The sequence below is a fragment of the Paenibacillus sp. BIC5C1 genome (genome assembly GCF_032399705.1).
Lineage (GTDB): Bacteria > Bacillota > Bacilli > Paenibacillales > Paenibacillaceae > Paenibacillus > Paenibacillus taichungensis_A.
In genome coordinates this window covers 969,442-989,991 of sequence record NZ_CP135922.1, presented here as the reverse complement: position 1 = coordinate 989,991, position 20,550 = coordinate 969,442, and the positions used below count along the sequence as shown (strand labels likewise).

The following is a 20,550-nucleotide window of genomic DNA, read 5'->3' as shown; positions in this document are numbered from 1 at the left end:
CGGACTTTGCAGCTATCCGGGAATAACGTTTAACACCCGACATTAATTGGAAACCGGCAACGTTGCAGAGTTAGCAACTGATATAAGGGCAACTCTGCCCTGCCTGCTTTTGTTCTCAAATTGCTTATTTATAAGGAGGAACTTATATGTCTTATCTGGAACGTGTTCGTACGCAAAATCCGCTTGTTCATAACATTACGAATATTGTCGTTGCGCCGTTTACGGCCAACGGTTTGCTCGCACTAGGTGCATCTCCGTTTATGGCCTATGCACATGAAGAAGTCGCTGATGTTGCCAAGATGTCGGGAGCAGTTGTACTGAACATTGGTACACTGGACGAAAAGGTGGTCGAGGCGATCCGTTTGGCTGGTCAATCAGCTAATTCAAATAACGTACCTGTTGTGCTCGATCCGGTGGGAGCTGGCGCAACCGCCTATCGTACGGAAACCGTTCAGATGCTCGTCCGTGAGCTTCGCCTCACGGTGCTGCGGGGCAATGTGGCGGAAGTTGCCAATGTCATCGGTGAGCGTTGGAGTATCAAAGGTGTGGATGCCGGTCAAGGCGAGGGCGATCGAATTGGAATAGCAGAACGGGCAGCACAAAAACTCGGCTGTGTGGTCGTCATTACCGGACGCGAGGATGTCATTACAGATGGACAAACGACATTCCTGACGAGTAATGGACATGCCCTGCTTACCCAAGTGACTGGTGCAGGCTGCTTGCTCAGCTCGGTAATTGGTGCTTTTGCAGCCATAGCGAAACCGGGAGACGACTTGCTCGGCAGTGTTGTGGAGGCACTCGCTTTCTATGGTGTTGCAGCAGAGATTGCGGCGGAACATACCGCTGAGCTGGGACCGGGCAGCTTCCAGATCGAATTGCTGAATCAACTGGCTCAAGTGACACCTGACATTCTCGCAGAGCGGGCACAGATTCGCCAGATTGATGGGGGTGCGCAATGAGTATTGCGCAGGCTTTAACGATTGCTGGTTCCGATAACGGTGGCGGGGCCGGAATTCAAGCAGACCTGAAGACCTTTCAGGAGCTCGGTGTATACGGCATGACTGTAATTACAGCCATTGCTGCCCAGAATACAACAGGTGTGCAGGGCGTCTTCCCTATTCCTTACGATGGTATCGCTCAACAATTGGATTCGACCGGTGATGATTTTCATCCTACAGCCGTGAAGACGGGCATGCTCTATAGTGCCGAAATCATTAAACTGGTTGCCGAGAAATGGCAGCAATATGGCTGGTCCAATCTGGTCATCGATCCGGTTATGGTTGCCAAAGGAGGCGCTCCCCTGCTACAGCAGGAGGCCGTTCAAGCGCTAATTACAGAGCTGCTGCCTCATGCACTGATCACGACCCCGAATATTCCGGAAGCCGAGCTTCTTACTGGAATGTCTATTATGAATTTGAGTCAGCGCGAAGAAGCTGCAAGACGAATCGTGCAGATGGGCTCCACGTATGCTTTGGTGAAAGGTGGTCATGATGAGGGGAGTGGCATGATTGTCGATGTGCTTTATGATGGGCAGTCTTTTCACTATTTGGAGAATGTTCGGGTGGTGACAAGGCATACCCATGGAACGGGTTGTACGTATTCCGCGGCCATTACTGCCGAATTGGCGAAGGGCTCAACTGTACTGGCTGCCGTCATCACCGCGCGAGCATTCATTCAGGCAGCCATCGAAGATGAGCTGGGGATTGGGGCCGGACATGGACCGACGAATCATTTTGCGTATCAGCGCAGACTGCGGGGTGAACAGTAATGCGCCCTCTGGATGCAGAAGCAGTACGGCTTGCGATGCAGGTGTATTTGGTCATGGGCAGCGTGAATACGACGCGTGACCCGGTGGAGGTGCTGCGCCAGGCCATTGCTGGCGGCATTACGCTGTTCCAGTTCCGGGAAAAAGGAACTGGCGCTCTGGTTGGCGAAGCCCGCATCACGCTTGCGATGCGGCTTCGCGAGGTATGCAGCCAGCACGGGATACCGTTCATCGTGAACGATGATGTGGAGCTGGCTGTGGCGGTGGAGGCCGACGGCATCCATGTCGGCCAGAACGATGCGGACGCGGCGCTGGTACGCGCCCGCATCGGAGAAGGGCGGATGCTTGGCGTATCCGCCCACTCCGCGGAGGAAGCCCGCCGTGCGGTGCAGGCGGGCGCCGACTATCTTGGCGTCGGGCCCATGTACCCGACGCGGTCCAAAGCGGATGCCCACGCTGTGCTGGGCCCCGCTGGGGTAGCGGAACTGCGCGCCGCAGGCATCGCAGTTCCGGTGGTAGGTATCGGCGGCATTACGCCCGATACCACGGCCGCCGTGATGGCGGCAGGAGCCGACGGCGTAGCCGTCATCTCCGCCATTGCGGGCGCGGCCGATGTACGCGCAGCGGCTGCGAAGTTCGCTGCAGCGGTGCGCGGGATGCAGGCGTAGCCATGCGCTCCCTGCACCGCCAGCCCGTGTGCTGCACCAGATAAAGGGTGCAGCACATTCAGTCATTCTCAAGATGCAGCTTCCATGCCTGCATCTTATTTTTATTTGTTGACTCTCACGTAACGTGACGCTGTACAATCGGTGGTGTAAGGAGGTTGTAATCATGGCCATGAAAGTAAAAGAAGTCGCCGAACTTGTCGGGATCAGTGTGCGCACACTGCATCATTATGATGAGATCGGACTGTTAACACCGGACGAAGTGACTTCTGCCGGATATCGACTGTATTCAGATGCCAATCTGGAAATGCTGCAGCAGATTATATTTTTTAAAGAACTCGATTTCTCTCTGAAAGATATCAAGGAGATTATAAACAATCCATCGTTCGATCGAGAAGAAGCTCTAAATATGCATCGCCTTATTTTGCTGGAGAAACGCAAGCGGTTGGACCAAATGATCGCCACCATTGATAAATCGGTTCAACACGTGAGAGGAGAAATTAAGATGACAGCCAAAGAACAATTTGAAGGGTTTAATTTCAGTCATAATCCGTATGAGCAGGAAGCGCGGGAACGTTGGGGAGACCAAGCAGTGGATCAGGCTAATCAAAAGTTACAAAACCAGTCTCCTGGGGAGCAAAAAGCTCTATCCGATCAAATGAATTCAATCTACACTCGACTTGCAGCAATTCGTCACACGGATCCAAACTCTGCCGAAGCTCAAGCCGGAATCTCGGAATGGTACAACTATCTGAACAATATGGGCAATTATTCTCCTGAAGCCTTCAGAGGGTTGGGCCAAATGTACGTAGACGACGAACGTTTTACACGTAATATTGATCAATTCGGTGATGGCTTGGCTGTATTTATGAGGGATGCCATGGCTGCGTTTGCTGATCAGAACAGTTAATCCAGACCTGGATTGACTCCGCATATAACATTATCCGATCCTCACGTAATCAGAGGTAGACAAGTAGTTCCATTTCGATCTTTCTATTGCTAAGGAAAGCTTGCTCTCTCGATACAGGCAATATGATCGTATTAAATAGAACTCCCTTCTCCCACAACTTTTCCGTGTTCATGCAAATGTGCTAGACAGTCGAAGGGATTCAACATTACTCAGTTTACACAAAAAAGGGACGTACGCCCTAAAGCGTCACGTCCCTCTTTTAGTATCTCAGCCGCAATGTGAATAAACCATTACAGTCATTCACTCTGAGTACTTTTTAGATGAAGGCAGTCCCTGTATTACACAGGTCTGCTTCCTGCTATCATCGGTTAAGCTCTAGGAGCGTGATTAGACGAAGAAGCATCCGATGCCAGACTGGTCTTCGCCATCCGTCCTGGAATCTGCCATGCCGATACAATCGCCAGTACAATGAATAACAGGTCAACCGGCTCACTGAAATAATCCGTAAAGGTTTCCACAAATGCACTTACCATCTCCCCATCGAACACCAGATCCAACATGCTTGCATCGCTGAACAACTCGGAAGTAAAATACACCACCGTCAGATACTTTCCAAGCAAAATGCCGATAAGTGCAAAAATGACTGCAATGGCTTTGTGTAGCGTCGCGATCCGTTTGTTCGAAAACAATACAACCGCGTAGCCTGTGAGCGCCCCAATGACGATAGCAATGAGCCCTAGCTCCCTTTCCGTCATGGCAGCGATCACTGCCCACACAATCCCTCCTACAACTGCTGCCAATAATCCACCAACGATTGGCATGCCAATCTTGATTCCTTGTTTCTCTTCCACGTTGTCTTTCCCTCCTGAGTCATGCTTATGCTTCTTTTCCAGAATTCACCTTTCCTATGAAACCACAAATACTCCTTTTATTCAACAAATTTCTCCCTGCTTTTGTATCGTTCCCCCACTTTTTAAGAAATAGGAACGCCCGCCCATTAACCGCATATTCTGGTTAAAACGAGTTTGGAAGGAAGGAGTACTCCCCATGTACTATGTTCCCTATTACCGGAATGACAATATGCTGTTAGCGCAAATTTCCAAAGCTATTAATGGAGAATCCTCAGCAATTGCCTGTTACGCAAAACTGGCAGAATTAGCTCCCTCAGAAGTGGAAAAAGCACGTATTCTGGAGATACGTCTTGATGAATTAGAACATCTTCAAAAATTCTCCGCCATTTATGTTTCGTTAACAGGTACGCAACCTACGGTCCAAATTTCTCCGGATTGTCCATCAGAGTATTTCGCGGGTATAGATTATGCTTTTAATGATGAGCAAAACACGGTTGAGTTTTACTCACAAGTCGCAGATCAAGCAAATGACCCTTACATTAAGGAATCGTTTCGACGTGCAGCAACGGATGAGCAGAGGCATGCCGTCTGGTTCCTGTATTACTTAACAAAGCATAAGTCAAAAACATCTTTTGAGAATTCTCCTATGACCAAATAACGAAAAAAATTCCCCTCTATAAGCTTTCGCTGGCGTAGAGGGGAAGACTATATAAATCTAATTATCTCTTGTCATAAGGCAGTTTTTATATACACTTAAGCTCGCTTGGAAGGATTGATGACAGCAGCAATCTGCGCCAAAATGGCATCCACCGATGCTGGGTCATTCACATCATACTCATCGATGTTCAAACGCAGTACTGGACAGGCCGTAAACTGATTAATCCATACCGAATAGCGCTCATGCATATGCTCCCAGTAGGAACGGTCCGTCTGGATTTCCATCTCCCGTCCGCGTTCCGTAATTCGATTCAGAATGGATGGCAGACTACCTTCCAGGTAAATCAGTACGTCAGGATGAGGGAAATAAGGTGTCATTACCATCGCTTCAAACAAACTGCTGTACGTCTCAAAATCCGTAGCCGACATTGTGCCCTGATCTGCATGCATTTGCGCAAAGATACCTGTATCCTCATAAATAGAACGATCCTGTACAAATCCGCCGCCCAATTCAAAGATTTTCTTCTGTTCCTTGAAGCGCTCTGCCAAGAAGTATATCTGTAAATGGAAGCTCCAACGTTCAAAGTCATGATAGAACTTCTCCAGATATGGATTATGGTCGACTTGCTCAAGAGAAGTCTTGAAGCTTAATCGCTCTGCTAGTGCCGCTGTTAGCGTGGATTTGCCCACCCCAACGGTACCTGCTACCGTAATTAATGCATTCGTCGGAATGCCATAGTTGTTCATGTGATATACTCCTTTACCTGATTAACAATCTGTTTGAAATGTTCGGGATACTCTACAAAATCAAGTTGCTCCGCATTCACCTTAATAATTATTGGCGGATTCGGGCTGCCAGCCAGGTAGGCCATACCTGTTTTATAATCTGCAATTAACTGCTCCATATAAGCCGGGTCCATATCCTGTTCAAAAGACCGTCCACGTTTGTTGATCCGGTTCATCAATGTATCGAGTTCAGCCTCAATATAGAGCACCAGATTGGGTTTCGGCAGATCATCCGTTAAGAGATGATAGATTTGACGGTATTTGTCCCGTTTCGTTCCCTTTAAGGTACGATCAGCAAAAATCATATTTTTATAGATATGATAGTCCGAAATGACGGGTGTATTCTTCTTAATATAATGCGCACCTGTGTCTTCCAGTTGCTTGAACCGGTTACAGAGGAAAAACATCTCAAGCTGGAAGCTCCACTCATCTATATCCTGATAGAAGGAAGCCAAAAAGGGATTCTCTTCTACAATTTCCTTGACCAGCGGAAGGTTCAGTTCCTGAGAAAGCATCGTTGCCAACGTTGTTTTCCCCGCACCAATCGGACCCTCCACGGCAATAAACGGGGCTGATTTCATCGTAATTCAGTTCCTCCTCGTACTCATTGCGTGTTCCGTTTCTATACAGACCCCACCTATTGTATCACAACTTGGATGATGGGAAGGCCAGTATTTTATGTATAAAATGAGTTTTATCTCTAAAACGAAGATATATAAAACAGCCTACAGTAGTTTGATTCATTTCCAAGATCATAATAACAGAAAAAGACACGATCGCTTATGTACGATCGTGTCTTTTGATTGCTTGGCGGCGTCCTACTCTCCCAGGACCCTGCGGTCCAAGTACCATCGGCGCTAGAGGGCTTAACGGTCGTGTTCGGGATGGGTACGTGTGGAACCCCTCCGCCATCGCCACCAAACGCATAGCTTAGCTTACATTCAGAGATCATTCTCTGAAAACTAGATCCGAAACGAAATTTGCGATTCATAACCTGCATATTGGATAAGCCCTCGACCGATTAGTACTGGTCAGCTCCATGCATTGCTGCACTTCCACCCCCAGCCTATCTACCTCGTCGTCTTCAAGGGGTCTTACATACTGGGAAATCTCATCTTGAGGGGGGCTTCACGCTTAGATGCTTTCAGCGCTTATCCCGTCCGTACATAGCTACCCAGCGGTGCTCCTGGCGGAACAACTGGTACACCAGCGGTACGTCCATCCCGGTCCTCTCGTACTAAGGACAGCTCCTCTCAAATTTCCTACGCCCACGACAGATAGGGACCGAACTGTCTCACGACGTTCTGAACCCAGCTCGCGTACCGCTTTAATGGGCGAACAGCCCAACCCTTGGGACCTACTTCAGCCCCAGGATGCGATGAGCCGACATCGAGGTGCCAAACCTCCCCGTCGATGTGGACTCTTGGGGGAGATAAGCCTGTTATCCCCAGGGTAGCTTTTATCCGTTGAGCGATGGCCCTTCCATGCGGTACCACCGGATCACTAAGCCCGACTTTCGTCCCTGCTCGACTTGTAGGTCTCGCAGTCAAGCTCCCTTATGCCTTTGCACTCTTCGAATGATTTCCAACCATTCTGAGGGAACCTTTGGGCGCCTCCGTTACTCTTTAGGAGGCGACCGCCCCAGTCAAACTGCCCACCTGACACTGTCCCCGCACCGGATTACGGTACCAGGTTAGAACCTAGATACGATCAGGGTGGTATCCCAACGGTGCCTCCACAGAAGCTTGCGCTCCTGCTTCAAAGGCTCCCACCTATCCTGTACAGATCGTACCCAAATTCAATATCAAGCTGCAGTAAAGCTCCATGGGGTCTTTCCGTCTTGTCGCGGGTAACCTGCATCTTCACAGGTATTAAAATTTCACCGGATCTCTCGTTGAGACAGCGCCCAAGTCGTTACGCCATTCGTGCGGGTCAGAATTTACCTGACAAGGAATTTCGCTACCTTAGGACCGTTATAGTTACGGCCGCCGTTTACTGGGGCTTCGGTTCACAGCTTCGGATTGCTCCTAACCGCTCCCCTTAACCTTCCAGCACCGGGCAGGCGTCAGCCCGTATACTTCGCCTTACGGCTTCGCACAGACCTGTGTTTTTGCTAAACAGTCGCTTGGGCCTTTTCACTGCGGCCCCCTCGTGCTATTCACACTACCGGGGCACCCCTTCTCCCGAAGTTACGGGGTCATTTTGCCGAGTTCCTTAACGAGAGTTCTTCCGCGCGCCTTAGAATTCTCTTCTCGCCTACCTGTGTCGGTTTGCGGTACGGGCACCATCACCTGGCTAGAGGCTTTTCTTGGCAGTGTGAGATCATGACCTTCGCTACTATAATTTTCGCTCCCCATTACAGCCCAGCCTTACGATGTGCGGATTTGCCTACACATCAGCCTCACTGCTTAGACGGACATCCATCAGTCCGCGTCACTACCCTGCTGCGTCCCCCCATTGCTCATAACGGCTTACGGTGGTACAGGAATTTCGACCTGTTGTCCTTCGACTACGCCTTTCGGCCTCGCCTTAGGTCCCGACTTACCCTGAGCGGACGAGCCTTCCTCAGGAACCCTTAGGCTTTCGGCGGATCAGATTCTCACTGATCTTTTCGTTACTCATACCGGCATTCTCACTTGTATAATGTCCAGCGCTCCTTACGGTACACCTTCAACCCTTATACAACGCTCCCCTACCCCTGATGCAAAGCATCAAGCCATAGCTTCGGTGGTGTGTTTAGCCCCGTTACATTTTCGGCGCAGAGTCACTCGACCAGTGAGCTATTACGCACTCTTTCAATGGTGGCTGCTTCTAAGCCAACATCCTGGTTGTCTGTGCAACTCCACATCCTTTCCCACTTAACACACACTTGGGGACCTTAGCTGATGGTCTGGGCTGTTTCCCTTTTGACAATGGATCTTAGCACTCACTGTCTGACTCCCGGAAGTAAGTCTATGGCATTCGGAGTTTGACTGAGCTTGGTAACCCTTGCGGGCCCCGCACCCAATCAGTGCTCTACCTCCACGACTCTGTTTTCCGAGGCTAGCCCTAAAGCTATTTCGGGGAGAACCAGCTATCTCCGAGTTCGATTGGAATTTCTCCGCTACCCCCACCTCATCCCCGCACTTTTCAACGTGCGTGGGTTCGGGCCTCCAGTGCGTGTTACCGCACCTTCACCCTGGACAGGGGTAGATCACCCGGTTTCGGGTCTACGTCCACGTACTATGTCGCCCTATTCAGACTCGCTTTCGCTGCGGCTCCGGCTCTTCACCTTAACCTTGCACGGGAACGTAACTCGCCGGTTCATTCTACAAAAGGCACGCCATCACCCCTAAAACGGGCTCTGACTTTTTGTAAGCACACGGTTTCAGGTTCTATTTCACTCCCCTTCCGGGGTGCTTTTCACCTTTCCCTCACGGTACTGCTTCACTATCGGTCGCTAGGAAGTATTTAGCCTTGGCAGATGGTCCTGCCGGATTCATACGGGGTTTCACGTGCCCCGCACTACTCGGGATACATCTCGGAGAGAACAGACTTTCAACTACAGGGCTTTTACCTTCTTTGGCGGGCCTTTCCAGACCTCTTCGTTTAACCGGTTCCTTTGTAACTCCATGTGAGATGTCCCACAACCCCAAAGAGCAAGCTCTCTGGTTTGGGCTTCTCCGCGTTCGCTCGCCGCTACTGACGGAATCACTATTGTTTTCTCTTCCTCAGGGTACTTAGATGTTTCAGTTCCCCTGGTATGCCTCTACATAACCTATGTATTCAGTTATGAGTAACTGGAAATTACCCCAGCTGGGTTTCCCCATTCGGACACCCCCGGATCAAAGCTTGCTTACAGCTCCCCGAGGCAGTTTCGTTGTTCGCCACGTCCTTCATCGGCTCCTAGCGCCTAGGCATCCTCCGTGTGCTCTTAGTAGCTTAACCAGTTGCTCCGGTTTCGATGGCGCGCCCCGCTTGTTTTGGACTACGTCCAAAGCCAAAAGTCGCTTCCCATTCGATACCATCGCAATAGCAGTCTACCTTATAAACACTTCACTTGTTTACACAAGATCAGCTTAAAGGAATGTTCTAAATCGCAATTTTCGTTTCGATATCTAGTTTTCAAAGAACAAGCTCCATGCAAAAGCAAGCTGTTTGAGAGTTTGAGCTCTCAAAACTGAGCAACGAGTGAGTAAGTTTTGCAGCTAAGCTGCGTATTTGAATGTTTCCGCTACGGGAAACGATTCTCCATAGAAAGGAGGTGATCCAGCCGCACCTTCCGATACGGCTACCTTGTTACGACTTCACCCCAATCATCTATCCCACCTTCGGCGGCTGGCTCCTTGCGGTTACCCCACCGACTTCGGGTGTTATAAACTCTCGTGGTGTGACGGGCGGTGTGTACAAGACCCGGGAACGTATTCACCGCGGCATGCTGATCCGCGATTACTAGCAATTCCGACTTCATGCAGGCGAGTTGCAGCCTGCAATCCGAACTGAGACCGGCTTTTTAGGATTCGTTCCACCTCGCGGCTTCACAGCCCGTTGTACCGGCCATTGTAGTACGTGTGTAGCCCAGGTCATAAGGGGCATGATGATTTGACGTCATCCCCACCTTCCTCCGGTTTGTCACCGGCAGTCACCTTAGAGTGCCCACCCGAAGTGCTGGCAACTAAGATCAAGGGTTGCGCTCGTTGCGGGACTTAACCCAACATCTCACGACACGAGCTGACGACAACCATGCACCACCTGTCTCCTCTGTCCCGAAGGAAAGATACATCTCTGTATCGATCAGAGGGATGTCAAGACCTGGTAAGGTTCTTCGCGTTGCTTCGAATTAAACCACATACTCCACTGCTTGTGCGGGTCCCCGTCAATTCCTTTGAGTTTCAGTCTTGCGACCGTACTCCCCAGGCGGAGTGCTTAATGTGTTAACTTCGGCACCAAGGGTATCGAAACCCCTAACACCTAGCACTCATCGTTTACGGCGTGGACTACCAGGGTATCTAATCCTGTTTGCTCCCCACGCTTTCGCGCCTCAGCGTCAGTTACAGCCCAGAGAGTCGCCTTCGCCACTGGTGTTCCTCCACATATCTACGCATTTCACCGCTACACGTGGAATTCCACTCTCCTCTTCTGCACTCAAGTCACCCAGTTTCCAGTGCGATCCGGGGTTGAGCCCCGGGATTAAACACCAGACTTAAATGACCGCCTGCGCGCGCTTTACGCCCAATAATTCCGGACAACGCTTGCCCCCTACGTATTACCGCGGCTGCTGGCACGTAGTTAGCCGGGGCTTTCTTCTCAGGTACCGTCACCTTGAGAGCAGTTACTCTCCCAAGCGTTCTTCCCTGGCAACAGAGCTTTACGATCCGAAAACCTTCATCACTCACGCGGCATTGCTCCGTCAGGCTTTCGCCCATTGCGGAAGATTCCCTACTGCTGCCTCCCGTAGGAGTCTGGGCCGTGTCTCAGTCCCAGTGTGGCCGATCACCCTCTCAGGTCGGCTACGCATCGTCGCCTTGGTGAGCCGTTACCCCACCAACTAGCTAATGCGCCGCAGGCCCATCCCCAAGTGACAGATTGCTCCGTCTTTCCAGTTCTCTTCAGGAGAAGAAAACAACTATTCGGTATTAGCTACCGTTTCCGGTAGTTGTCCCAAGCTTGAGGGCAGGTTGCCTACGTGTTACTCACCCGTCCGCCGCTAACCATCAGAGAAGCAAGCTTCTCTTCAGGTCCGCTCGACTTGCATGTATTAGGCATGCCGCCAGCGTTCGTCCTGAGCCAGGATCAAACTCTCCAATAAAGTATTGAAAAGAGCGATAAGCTCATTTTGAAACTGACGAGATTAAAAATCTCATTTATGCTTCGAAATCATACAGTCCGAAGACTTGTACCGATTTCTCAGCGTCGATCTTGCAAGCAAGATCGTTACTCACTCGTTGTTCAGTTTTCAAAGATCAAACTTGTTTTCGTTGCCGTCGTTGTTCTCTTCAGCAACTCTTATATATTATCATGTCCGAACCAACTTTGCAAGTTCTTTTTTTAAGTTTCTTTCGAAGCTTATTTCATTCGCTTGCCGCACCGTGTTTCTTGTGTTTTCTTGGCCGGATTAATAATATATCATGTTCTAATACTAATTACAACCCATAATATAATAAATTAATTTTATTCACATTGAGTTGATCTACTCTCCTAATATAAATGCACTCCAGCAGTTGTTAAGCTAACGGAATCTACAGAACCGCTCTTTTAGTTTTATGGGCAGTCTATATCCGTTGTAATCCTAACGCCTAAGCTCTAATGAACAGTTTGTTTCGTAGTGCCGAGAAAACTTTTCTTCATTAATGTCATAGGTTATTAAGTTAGCTTCATCTATATACTGCTGTCTCTCATTACAGTAACAGGATATCATTCAGTGATCTTTCCGATATTTGTAAAGCCTCGTTTAGAGTCATTTTTGCGTATTCATGTAGTTCATATATGCGCATAGCTTTATTTCAACATATATCCCTCTTTCCTTTATGTATATACATGTTACGCACAATTCACCTTTTAAAATGAAGGGGCCACATTCTTTCGGGCATTTAATTTCTCCAATCTTTCAATGAAATTACCCCTATGAATTTGCGCATTATTTATTTATGAACACAATAATGAAAGAAATGAGAGAAATTCTGAAAACCTTGGTACTAAAGCATCATTTTCATTCAAAAACTAACATTAGTCTAACCCTATTACGATATATCACATGGATACAAAGTACCATACGTAGAGCGAACACGCATCCAGATGGTCACAATTAGAAAAAGGAGTGAACTATGTTGTTAGATAAGATAAGGTGGAGTACTCTTCCCTTCTTTGCTAAAAATCTCGTTATTTCATTCGGCAGCATTATGTTGATTGGGGTTATTCTGATTACTGCGGGATATCAGCTGCAAAAGAATATTTTGAGTCAACAATTGTATGAGCAGGCGGAAGTTACAACACAGAAATGGTTTGATGATCTGGATACAGACAAAGTACTTGAAGCAGTAAAAGAGAAAAGTTATTCTGGACCTGTTCAGAAGGAATTAAGAGATTACCTGGATTCTATCCACGAGCTATATCCTAATATTGCACAAGCCTATATCTTTGGCACCGAACTGAAGGAAGGAAATCAGACGTCCATCATTGCGATCCCTACTAATTTGTTGGGACCTTTCGAAGAAAGCAATATGGCAGCAGGTTCAATGTATCCATTACCACAGAAAAATGTTATAGCTCTTAAAGGTATGAAAAACGACGACGAGGCCGCATTAAGTAGCTTTTATACGGACGAATACGGTACTTGGACTACGATTATGTACCCTATTAAAAATGCCGAAGGAAAAATGTACGCTGCACTTTACTTCGACGTTGATGCAAACGCAGTTCCAAAAGGACTTCATAAGCTGATTACATACAGTAGTATTTTCCTTATCGGTTTCCTGATCCTGTTTATGGTACTGCAGTACATTCTATTGAAGAAAACACTTAAGCCAATCCGTGACCTTATGAAAGGTATTGAGACTGCAAGCGCAGGCAATCTGGATGTAACCATCCAAACCGGACGGGATGATCTGGGAATTATCAATGAAAAATTCAATACGATGATTCAGCGATTCAATGACACGATGTACAAAGTCCAAACAACTTCGTATCACCTCTCTGACTCATCCAAGAAATTATTAGATATTTCCGAGAAAAATAATGATAATATCCAGATGATCAGCAGCAATATCCGGGACATCTCTCACGGCCTTCGCTCGCAGGATCAGGCGAGCGTGGAAAGTGCCCGAGCAATGACAGAAATGTCTACCGTTGTGCAGACGATTGCCAGCAGTTCTGCAGATGTAGCGGATGAAGCATTAAGCATGGAACAACGCTCCAATTCAGGGCATGAGATTATGCAACAAGTGGTTGAGCAGATGAGACTGATCTCCGGTGCTGTGAAACACACGTCGGAATCGATACAGTCTTTGGAAAGTCGTTCCAACGAAATTAGCAGCATCGTAAATATGATTACGCAAATTGCAGATCAGACTAATCTGCTCGCCCTGAATGCTTCCATTGAGGCGGCTCGTGTTGGTGAGGAAGGAAAAGGGTTCGCGGTGGTGGCAGGGGAAGTACGCAAACTCGCTGAACAGTCCCAGGATTCTGCCAAACAGATCCGTACCTTAATTGACGGCATTCAGCGCGATATCCTTCAATCAGCTGAAGCTATGCAGCTTGGCTCTCAAGAAGTGGAGAAGGGATCTCAGGTCACTATGGAGACGGGGCAATTCTTTGAAGATATTTTGACAGCTACGAACAAAGTCGCTAACCAAATTCAGGATATCTCCAGCTCAACCGAAGAAATATCCGCCAGCACACAGGAAATGTCCGCTACTGCGGATGAGTTGTCTGCGAGCGTCAGCAAAGCAGCACATAGCAGCAAACAGATTGAGCAATCCATTGCCGAACAGGAATCATCCATGGCTTCCATTGTTGCTGCCTCTGATGAACTTTCGGCTGTATCGGGCCAATTGCAAGAACTGATCTCCTTCTTCAAAGTAAGAGCTAACTAGAGTTGAATACCAAGTGAGTAAACAATAATAATGTTAATAACAAAAAACCAAGATGCTTGAGGGTAATTCCTGCTCTTGGTTTTTTTGTATTCGTTTAAACTGATGCGCTTGCGACGAAATAAAAAAGAGACCATCCCTTTATTCAGGTCAGATCCCTTCTCTACTCTATCTCGTGCCCATTTACACGGACTTGTCACTTGGCGTTTCCGCATCGGTTTTATTCTTTGTGCCTTTACTTTTATAAGGCTTCGGAGCACTTTTCGCTCGGTTAGCAGCGGCTTGCCAACGATTCCAACCTTTTTTGCCAGTACCACGGCCGGTGCCGCCTTTTCCTTTTGCTTTGCTCATGTTATCACTCCAATAATCCTGTATATGCTTAAAAATGACCGTCCTCGGTAACTTATTATGCAACCCAGCCCATCTAATTCACTTCCAGCTTTCTTATTATAACAAAAATTGACGTCTTTACGTTCATTTCCATAAATCATTGTATTGTTATTCTGTTATGAAAGCGGTATAGTGGACATAATTGAAAGAGGAAGCTCCGTCTTCTTCGGGATTGTTACTGGTAAGCAGGCGATACCCAAACAAAAGGCTGTCCAATAAGCCTTTGTTTGGGTTTTTTGTTATTATTACGAGCTATTGAGGTGAACACATACATGATCATCCGACAGATTTTCAACAACAACGTCATTCGCGCCGAGAATCAGGTAGGCCAAGAGTTTGTTGTCATCGGCAACGGTCTGGGTTTCAAGAAGAAAAATGGACAGCCCGTGGATGAGGATAAAATCGAGAAAACCTTTGTGCTGAAATCGGATAAAATACCGCAAAAATTGATTGACCTGATCGGTGAAACATCGGTTGAATATTTAAAATTGGCTGACGAAATTGTAGGCCATGCCAAAAAGGAAATGGGCGATATTTTTAGTGATAATATCTATATTTCGTTGATTGATCATATTCAATTCGCCATTACAAGGTACCGCAAATCCGTCGGACTAAAGAATTCCCTTTTGTGGCAAATCAAGAAATTTTACAAAAAAGAATTTTGGATCGGCATGAATGCTGTCAATCTGATTCAGGAACAATTCGGCATCCAAATGGATGAGCATGAGGCCAGCTTTATTGCCATGCACTTTGTCAACGCCCGGCAAGACGGTCAGGGTATGAAACAAACGGTTGAAATTACCGAGGTTATTGATGATATTTTCAACATTGTCACCAATCATTACCACATCACACTGGATGAAAATTCATTTAATTATTCCCGGTTTATTACCCATCTTCAATACTTTGTGCAGAGAATGCTGAGTAATGAACAGGAGCAATTTGCATCGGGTGATAACTTCCTGTATGAGCAGGTTAAAGACAAATATGCCAAGGCTTTTCAGTGTACACAATTCATTAATCAATACCTTGAAGAGAAGTTTGAAAGCGCCATGTCTATTGATGAAAAAGTGTATTTGACGATCCATATTCACCGTGTCACTTCCCGTAATGAAATGCTGGACGCTGAATAAAAAAAGCTTGCAAACGATTTCGGCGTCATTTATAGTAGGTCTCACAACTTAACGACAAGGATTGTTACTGGTAAAGCAGGCGATACCTAAATGATTGGCAACGGGTCATTTTTTCCGATGATCATAGCCATTCGTTTAGGTATTTTTTTGTTTTCAGGCAATCTTAACAACAAAGGAGAATGAACATGGATCATAAAAAAATGGGGGATGACATCGTTCGCCTCGTCGGCGGAGAAGCCAATATCAATGGGCTTGTCCACTGTGCAACCCGCCTGAGATTCGATCTAAAGGATTCGAAAAAGGCAGAACGCGAAACGCTCGAGAAACACGATGGTATCATTACCGTTGTCGAAAGCGGTGGACAGTTCCAGGTCGTCATTGGCAGCAATGTGGCTCATGTATATGCAGAGATCATGAAGAACAGAGATTTTGGAGGAGATTCTTCCTCATCCGCTGAGTCCAAAGGAGAAAAAACCTCGGTTTTATCCAAAGTTTTTGAAATTATATCCGGAAGTTTCTCACCGTTAATCCCGGCCATGGCAGGTTCAGGTATGTTAAAAGCTTTGCTGACTGTCCTGACCATGCTCGGATGGATGTCTGATACAAGTGACACGTACCTGATTCTATCTGCTGCCGGCAACGCCGTCTTTTATTTCTTGCCAATCTTCCTCGGTATCACACTTGGTATGAAACTGAAAGCCAATCCTTATGTAGCCGGTGTAATTGGTGCCGCTCTGATGGAGCCGAACTTCACCGGACTGATGGATAAAGGCTCGGATGTATCGTTCCTGGGCATACCGGTTGTCATGATGAATTATTCAGCCAGCGTATTCCCAATCTTCATATCAATCAGCATCTACGCCGTTCTGGATAAGTTACTCAAGAAAATCATTTTGAAAGACCTGCAATTGTTCCTGGTACCGATGATTGCTCTGATGATTATGGTTCCTTTGTCCGCAATGGCCTTCGGACCATTCGGCACTACGGTAGGTGACTGGATCTCCTCCGGCGTAACTTGGCTTATTGGCGTCAGTGGCATTTTGTCAGGAATTGTACTGGGCGGATTCATGACCTTCATGGTTGTCTTCGGACTCCACTGGGGCTTCACACCTATTACGATTCAGAATATCGGGGTTGGCGGCGATCCAATTGAAGCTATGGCTGCTGCAGCCGTGTTTGCACAAATCGGTGTAGCCTGCGGTATTTTCCTGAAAGCCAAAAAGAACAAAACCCTGCGAACCCTTGCAGGCTCCACCAGCCTTACCGGTTTACTTGCAGGTGTAACTGAACCGATCGTATACGGTCTGATCTTGCGTTATAAACGAGTGATTCCTATCGTTGTCATTGCAGGTGCGATCGGCGGTGCGATTAATGGTCACTTTGGCGTTAAAATGACTGCTTATGTGTTCCATAATATATTTGCCATTCCTGTGTATACACCAACGGTTGTCTATGTGATTGCGATTGCCTGCTCCTTTGCGGTAGCAGCGGTATTGACCGTGATGTTCGGATATGAAAGCAAAACCAAAGACACAACCTCCGAAACAAATGAACCTGTCTCCAATACATCGACTGAAAGCACACCGGAAGAACTTTCTGTCCTACCTGAGGCAAAAACAACTGAAATCAAAAAGGAGCAAATTTACAGTCCTCTTACAGGTAAAGCTGTCGCCTTGAGCACTATTAATGACCCTGCTTTCTCAACAGGTGCCATGGGCAAAGGATTAGCGATTGTTCCTGAGATTGGTGAAGTCGTCGCTCCGGTGGATGGTGTTATAACTTCGCTCTTCCCAACTGGACATGCCATTGGTTTAACGACCAACACAGGTACCGAGATTTTGATTCACATTGGTATTAACACGGTGGCGCTGAAGGGAAAACATTTTAATCCTGTCGTTCAGGAAGGCGATATCGTTAGACAGGGCGATCTGTTGATCCAGTTTGACATCGATAAGATCAAGGAAGCAGGATACGAAACCGTAACCCCTGTCATCGTTACCCTAACGCAGCAAGAAGTGGATGTGTTCGAAACGAATCAAGAGCAGGTACAGAAAAATGATGTCCTACTGACTCTCGTTGTCTGACCCAACTTATATTATACGAATTCAACTTAGGAGGAACTAACCATGAAACATACTCAACTGAAACCATTTCCTAAAGATTTCTTCTGGGGAGGTTCAACCTCTGCCTATCAAATTGAGGGAGCCTGGAATGAAGATGGCAAAGGCCCTTCTGTCATCGACATGGGCAATCATGTGGAAGGCGTAACCGACTTCAAGGTAACCAGTGATCACTATCATATGTACAAAGAAGATGTGGCCCTGATGGCCGAAATGGGCTTCAAAGCCTACCGCTTCTCCATCGCCTGGACTCGCATCTATCCGCAAGGCGCTGGTGAAGTAAATCCAAAGGGACTGGCATTTTACGATTCTCTCATTAATGAGTTAATTAAATACGGTATTGAACCCATTGTGACCATGTATCACTTTGATCTTCCTTATGCGCTTGAAGAAAAAGGCGGCTGGTCCAACCGCGCAACGATAGATGCCTTTGAACAATATGCCAAAACTCTTTATGAGAACTACGGTGACCGGGTTAAATATTGGCTGACCATCAATGAACAAAATATGCTGATCCTGCATCCTGGCTCGCTGGGTACACTGGATACAACGCTTGTTGATCCACAAAAAACACTGTATCAGCAAAATCACCACATGCTGGTCGCTCAAGCCAAAGCCATGGTCCTGTGTCATGAGATGCTGCCTGAAGCCAAAATCGGCCCAGCTCCCAATATCGGTGTTATCTACCCTGCGAGCTCCAAACCGGAAGATACGCTCGCTGCTGATAACTATGCTGCCATTCGCAACTGGCTCTATCTCGATATGGCGGTATATGGACGCTACAATCATGTTGCCTGGAGTTATCTCGAAGAAAAAGGATATACCCCTGTCATTGAAGATGGAGACATGGATATCCTGGCTCAAGGAAACCCTGACTTTATTGCGTTTAACTACTATACTTCCCAAACCGTTGGTGAAAGTCTAAACGATGGTAATGACTTCTCACATACAGGAGATCAGCACGAAATCGTAGGTGAACCAGGCGCATATAGAGGATCTGTAAATCCAAATCTGCAAAAAACTGAATTTGGTTGGGAAATTGATCCGGTCGGCTTCCGCTCTACCCTGCGTCAGATTTACTCCCGTTATCATCTGCCATTGATCGTTACCGAGAATGGTCTGGGTGCATTTGATAAACTGGAGGAAGGCGACGTGGTCAACGACCCTTACCGCATCGAGTTTTTCAATAAACATATCGAACAGATCCAACTGGCTATTACAGACGGTGTAGATGTATTCGGCTTCTGCCCTTGGTCTGCGATTGATCTGGTCAGCACACATCAGGGATCAAGCAAACGTTATGGATTCATCTACGTGGATCGGGAAGAATTCGATATCAAGGAATTAAGACGTATCCGAAAACAGAGCTTCCACTGGTATCAAAAACTGATTGAAACCAATGGAGAAGTCCGTTAATACGGTAAAATAAAAAGCCAGTCGGCTACACATGGTTTGGTCTTACCCCTGTCAAGTAGACAGATAAAAAAAGCTATGCTGCCAGTGCGCATCGATATTCAATCGGTGCGCGCTGTTTGAGTTTGGCTTGAAAGCGTCGGTAGTTGTAATTGTACATATAATCTTCCACGGCTTGTCGAATCTCTACTTCTGAATTACACTGGTTAAGGTACAGCTTCTCTGTCTTGAGATGCGAAAAGAAGGATTCGATGCATGCGTTATCTAGGCAGGTTGCTTTGCGAGAGTGGCTGCCCTTCACGCCGAATGCTTCTAATCGTGTGTTGTACGCCTGAGACGTGTATTGGAAGCCCTGATCCGAATGGAGCACGGCTTCTGAAACGTCTCTTTTTTGTGTCCATTGTTCCACCGTATCCAATACGAGCTGAACATCGTTCCGTTTAGACAACTGCCAAGCTACAATCTCATTGTTGAACAGGTCTTGAATCACGGACAGGTAAACAAATGTACTTCCATTCGGAATATAGGTAATATCCGTCACCATTTTTTGCTGGGGTGCTGTCGCATGAAACTGGCGCTTCAGGCGATTCGGATAAATCACAGATGGCGTATAGCTGGACTTCTTCCGCTTCTTACGAATTACCGATTGGATCGATAGTTCCCGCATGATTCGCCATACTTTCTTGTGATTAACGTTCAGACCAGCCTCCCACAACGCCGTTGTCATGCGAGGATAACCAAACTCTCGGTTTGCAAAATGAATAGCCATCATGTGTTCTTTGATCTCACGCTCACGGTCTTGTCTTGCGTCTCGCTGCGGCTGTGTTGCTCGCCATTTGTAGTAACTGGAACGGGGTATTCCTGTAATCGATAATAGGCGTGTAATGCCATGCGAGCAGCGCAATTCGTCTATGATATCGTAGTTCTCCCGTTGGCTCAGCGCTTCTCCTTTACTAGATTTGGATACCGCTTTTTTAAATAATCCACCTGTGCTTGAAGGTAATCCCGTTCTTCTTCTACACTGCTAAAGGCAGTACGAGGACGTCCTTTCATTGGATTCGGAACATTGTTTTTTCGCTCATCAAACACTTCCCCATTTTTCCATTTTTTTACCCACACCTTCAGTTGTGAACAGTTTCGAATTCCTTCGCGATCAGCGACCACTTTGTAACTTGAAGAACCTTCGACATAGGATCTAACTGCATTCAATTTAAACTCTTCGGTATACGTCTGAAATGTTTGTCCTTTTTTGGCCATAAAAATATCCCCTCCAAGTGTCACTTGAACCCTCAT

At 47.1% G+C, this 20,550-nt stretch carries 15 protein-coding genes and 3 rRNA genes; 9 read left to right on the top strand and 9 right to left on the bottom strand.

Annotation, left to right across the window (positions count from 1 at the left end; translation table 11 throughout):
* Window positions 1–146 precede the first annotated feature (146 nt).
* From thiM to RS891_RS04570, 4 genes are all read left to right on the top strand, one after another.
* Complete coding sequence (thiM, locus tag RS891_RS04585; protein WP_315794567.1) at window positions 147–959, top strand: hydroxyethylthiazole kinase; 813 nt, start codon at window positions 147–149, stop codon at window positions 957–959.
* Window positions 956–1,768: a bifunctional hydroxymethylpyrimidine kinase/phosphomethylpyrimidine kinase gene (gene thiD / locus RS891_RS04580; RefSeq protein WP_315794566.1), complete on the top strand. Its 813-nt coding sequence runs from the start codon at window positions 956–958 to the stop codon at window positions 1,766–1,768. The genes thiM and thiD overlap by 4 nt, the downstream gene beginning before the upstream one ends.
* The gene (thiE, locus tag RS891_RS04575; RefSeq protein ID WP_315794565.1) at window positions 1,768–2,433 is read left to right on the top strand and encodes a thiamine phosphate synthase; all 666 of its coding nucleotides are present in this window, start codon (window positions 1,768–1,770) and stop codon (window positions 2,431–2,433) included. Before thiD ends, thiE begins: the two co-directional genes overlap by 1 nt.
* 163 nt (window positions 2,434–2,596) lie before the next feature.
* Complete coding sequence (locus RS891_RS04570) at window positions 2,597–3,340, top strand: MerR family transcriptional regulator (RefSeq protein ID WP_315794564.1); 744 nt, start codon at window positions 2,597–2,599, stop codon at window positions 3,338–3,340.
* A 368-nt stretch (window positions 3,341–3,708) separates the two neighbouring features.
* On the opposite strand, the gene RS891_RS04565 is transcribed toward RS891_RS04570, so the two are convergent.
* Window positions 3,709–4,191 (bottom strand): hypothetical protein, encoded by a 483-nt coding sequence (locus RS891_RS04565; protein ID WP_315794563.1) that lies wholly within the window; start codon window positions 4,189–4,191, stop codon window positions 3,709–3,711.
* Window positions 4,192–4,387: 196 nt separating this feature from the next.
* On the opposite strand from RS891_RS04565, the gene RS891_RS04560 reads away from it, so the two are divergent.
* Entirely contained in the window at window positions 4,388–4,849 is a 462-nt protein-coding gene (locus RS891_RS04560; protein ID WP_315794562.1) for a ferritin-like domain-containing protein, read from the top strand.
* Window positions 4,850–4,944: 95 nt separating this feature from the next.
* Here RS891_RS04560 and RS891_RS04555 read toward each other — a convergent pair whose 3' ends face one another.
* The 5 genes from RS891_RS04555 to RS891_RS04535 all read right to left on the bottom strand — a co-directional run bounded on the left by RS891_RS04555 (window position 4,945) and on the right by RS891_RS04535 (window position 11,422).
* Window positions 4,945–5,595: a deoxynucleoside kinase gene (locus tag RS891_RS04555; protein ID WP_113056172.1), complete on the bottom strand. Its 651-nt coding sequence runs from the start codon at window positions 5,593–5,595 to the stop codon at window positions 4,945–4,947.
* Window positions 5,592–6,215 (bottom strand): deoxynucleoside kinase, encoded by a 624-nt coding sequence (locus tag RS891_RS04550; RefSeq protein ID WP_113056173.1) that lies wholly within the window; start codon window positions 6,213–6,215, stop codon window positions 5,592–5,594. Before RS891_RS04550 ends, RS891_RS04555 begins: the two co-directional genes overlap by 4 nt.
* A 224-nt stretch (window positions 6,216–6,439) precedes the next feature.
* Window positions 6,440–6,556, bottom strand: a 5S ribosomal RNA gene (gene rrf / locus RS891_RS04545).
* A gap of 79 nt (window positions 6,557–6,635) precedes the next feature.
* Window positions 6,636–9,561: ribosomal RNA gene (locus RS891_RS04540) — 23S ribosomal RNA — on the bottom strand.
* 309 nt (window positions 9,562–9,870) lie between these two features.
* Window positions 9,871–11,422: ribosomal RNA gene (locus RS891_RS04535) — 16S ribosomal RNA — on the bottom strand.
* The 16S, 23S and 5S rRNA genes sit together here, the layout of an rRNA operon.
* 1,015 nt (window positions 11,423–12,437) lie before the next feature.
* Here RS891_RS04535 and RS891_RS04530 point away from each other — a divergent pair.
* Window positions 12,438–14,204, top strand: a complete 1,767-nt coding sequence (locus RS891_RS04530; protein ID WP_113055687.1) for a methyl-accepting chemotaxis protein — start codon at window positions 12,438–12,440, stop codon at window positions 14,202–14,204.
* Window positions 14,205–14,384: 180 nt separating this feature from the next.
* Here the strand turns inward: RS891_RS04530 and RS891_RS04525 are convergent, their stop codons facing one another.
* Window positions 14,385–14,552 (bottom strand): DUF3934 family protein, encoded by a 168-nt coding sequence (locus RS891_RS04525; RefSeq protein WP_064642109.1) that lies wholly within the window; start codon window positions 14,550–14,552, stop codon window positions 14,385–14,387.
* Between the two features lie 311 nt (window positions 14,553–14,863).
* Here RS891_RS04525 and licT point away from each other — a divergent pair, with 311 nt between their 5' ends.
* From licT to RS891_RS04510, 3 genes are all read left to right on the top strand, one after another.
* Window positions 14,864–15,724: a BglG family transcription antiterminator LicT gene (gene licT, locus RS891_RS04520; RefSeq protein WP_315794561.1), complete on the top strand. Its 861-nt coding sequence runs from the start codon at window positions 14,864–14,866 to the stop codon at window positions 15,722–15,724.
* Between the two features lie 185 nt (window positions 15,725–15,909).
* A complete protein-coding gene (locus tag RS891_RS04515; protein ID WP_315794560.1) occupies window positions 15,910–17,808 on the top strand; it encodes a beta-glucoside-specific PTS transporter subunit IIABC in 1,899 nt (632 codons plus the stop codon).
* A 42-nt stretch (window positions 17,809–17,850) separates the two neighbouring features.
* Window positions 17,851–19,260: a glycoside hydrolase family 1 protein gene (locus tag RS891_RS04510; RefSeq protein WP_113055684.1), complete on the top strand. Its 1,410-nt coding sequence runs from the start codon at window positions 17,851–17,853 to the stop codon at window positions 19,258–19,260.
* A gap of 73 nt (window positions 19,261–19,333) precedes the next feature.
* Here RS891_RS04510 and RS891_RS04505 read toward each other — a convergent pair whose 3' ends face one another.
* Window positions 19,334–20,170, bottom strand: coding sequence for an IS3 family transposase (locus tag RS891_RS04505; protein ID WP_315796124.1), 837 nt, complete (start codon window positions 20,168–20,170; stop codon window positions 19,334–19,336).
* Window positions 20,171–20,193: 23 nt separating this feature from the next.
* Window positions 20,194–20,514, bottom strand: coding sequence for a transposase (locus RS891_RS04500; RefSeq protein WP_315793342.1), 321 nt, complete (start codon window positions 20,512–20,514; stop codon window positions 20,194–20,196).
* Window positions 20,515–20,550 lie beyond the last annotated feature (36 nt).

Bases quoted from the DNA above. Each gene is read 5' to 3' on its own strand.
- thiM (WP_315794567.1), top strand. From the start codon at position 147: ATGTCTTATCTGGAACGTGTTCGTACGCAAAATCCGCTTGTTCATAAC.
- thiD (WP_315794566.1), top strand. From the start codon at position 956: ATGAGTATTGCGCAGGCTTTAACGATTGCTGGTTCCGATAACGGTGGC.
- thiE (WP_315794565.1), top strand. From the start codon at position 1,768: ATGCGCCCTCTGGATGCAGAAGCAGTACGGCTTGCGATGCAGGTGTAT.
- RS891_RS04570 (WP_315794564.1), top strand. From the start codon at position 2,597: ATGGCCATGAAAGTAAAAGAAGTCGCCGAACTTGTCGGGATCAGTGTG.
- RS891_RS04560 (WP_315794562.1), top strand. From the start codon at position 4,388: ATGTACTATGTTCCCTATTACCGGAATGACAATATGCTGTTAGCGCAA.
- RS891_RS04555 (WP_113056172.1), bottom strand. From the start codon at position 5,595: ATGAACAACTATGGCATTCCGACGAATGCATTAATTACGGTAGCAGGT.
- RS891_RS04550 (WP_113056173.1), bottom strand. From the start codon at position 6,215: ATGAAATCAGCCCCGTTTATTGCCGTGGAGGGTCCGATTGGTGCGGGG.
- RS891_RS04530 (WP_113055687.1), top strand. From the start codon at position 12,438: ATGTTGTTAGATAAGATAAGGTGGAGTACTCTTCCCTTCTTTGCTAAA.
- RS891_RS04525 (WP_064642109.1), bottom strand. From the start codon at position 14,552: ATGAGCAAAGCAAAAGGAAAAGGCGGCACCGGCCGTGGTACTGGCAAA.
- licT (WP_315794561.1), top strand. From the start codon at position 14,864: ATGATCATCCGACAGATTTTCAACAACAACGTCATTCGCGCCGAGAAT.
- RS891_RS04515 (WP_315794560.1), top strand. From the start codon at position 15,910: ATGGATCATAAAAAAATGGGGGATGACATCGTTCGCCTCGTCGGCGGA.
- RS891_RS04510 (WP_113055684.1), top strand. From the start codon at position 17,851: ATGAAACATACTCAACTGAAACCATTTCCTAAAGATTTCTTCTGGGGA.
- RS891_RS04500 (WP_315793342.1), bottom strand. From the start codon at position 20,514: ATGGCCAAAAAAGGACAAACATTTCAGACGTATACCGAAGAGTTTAAA.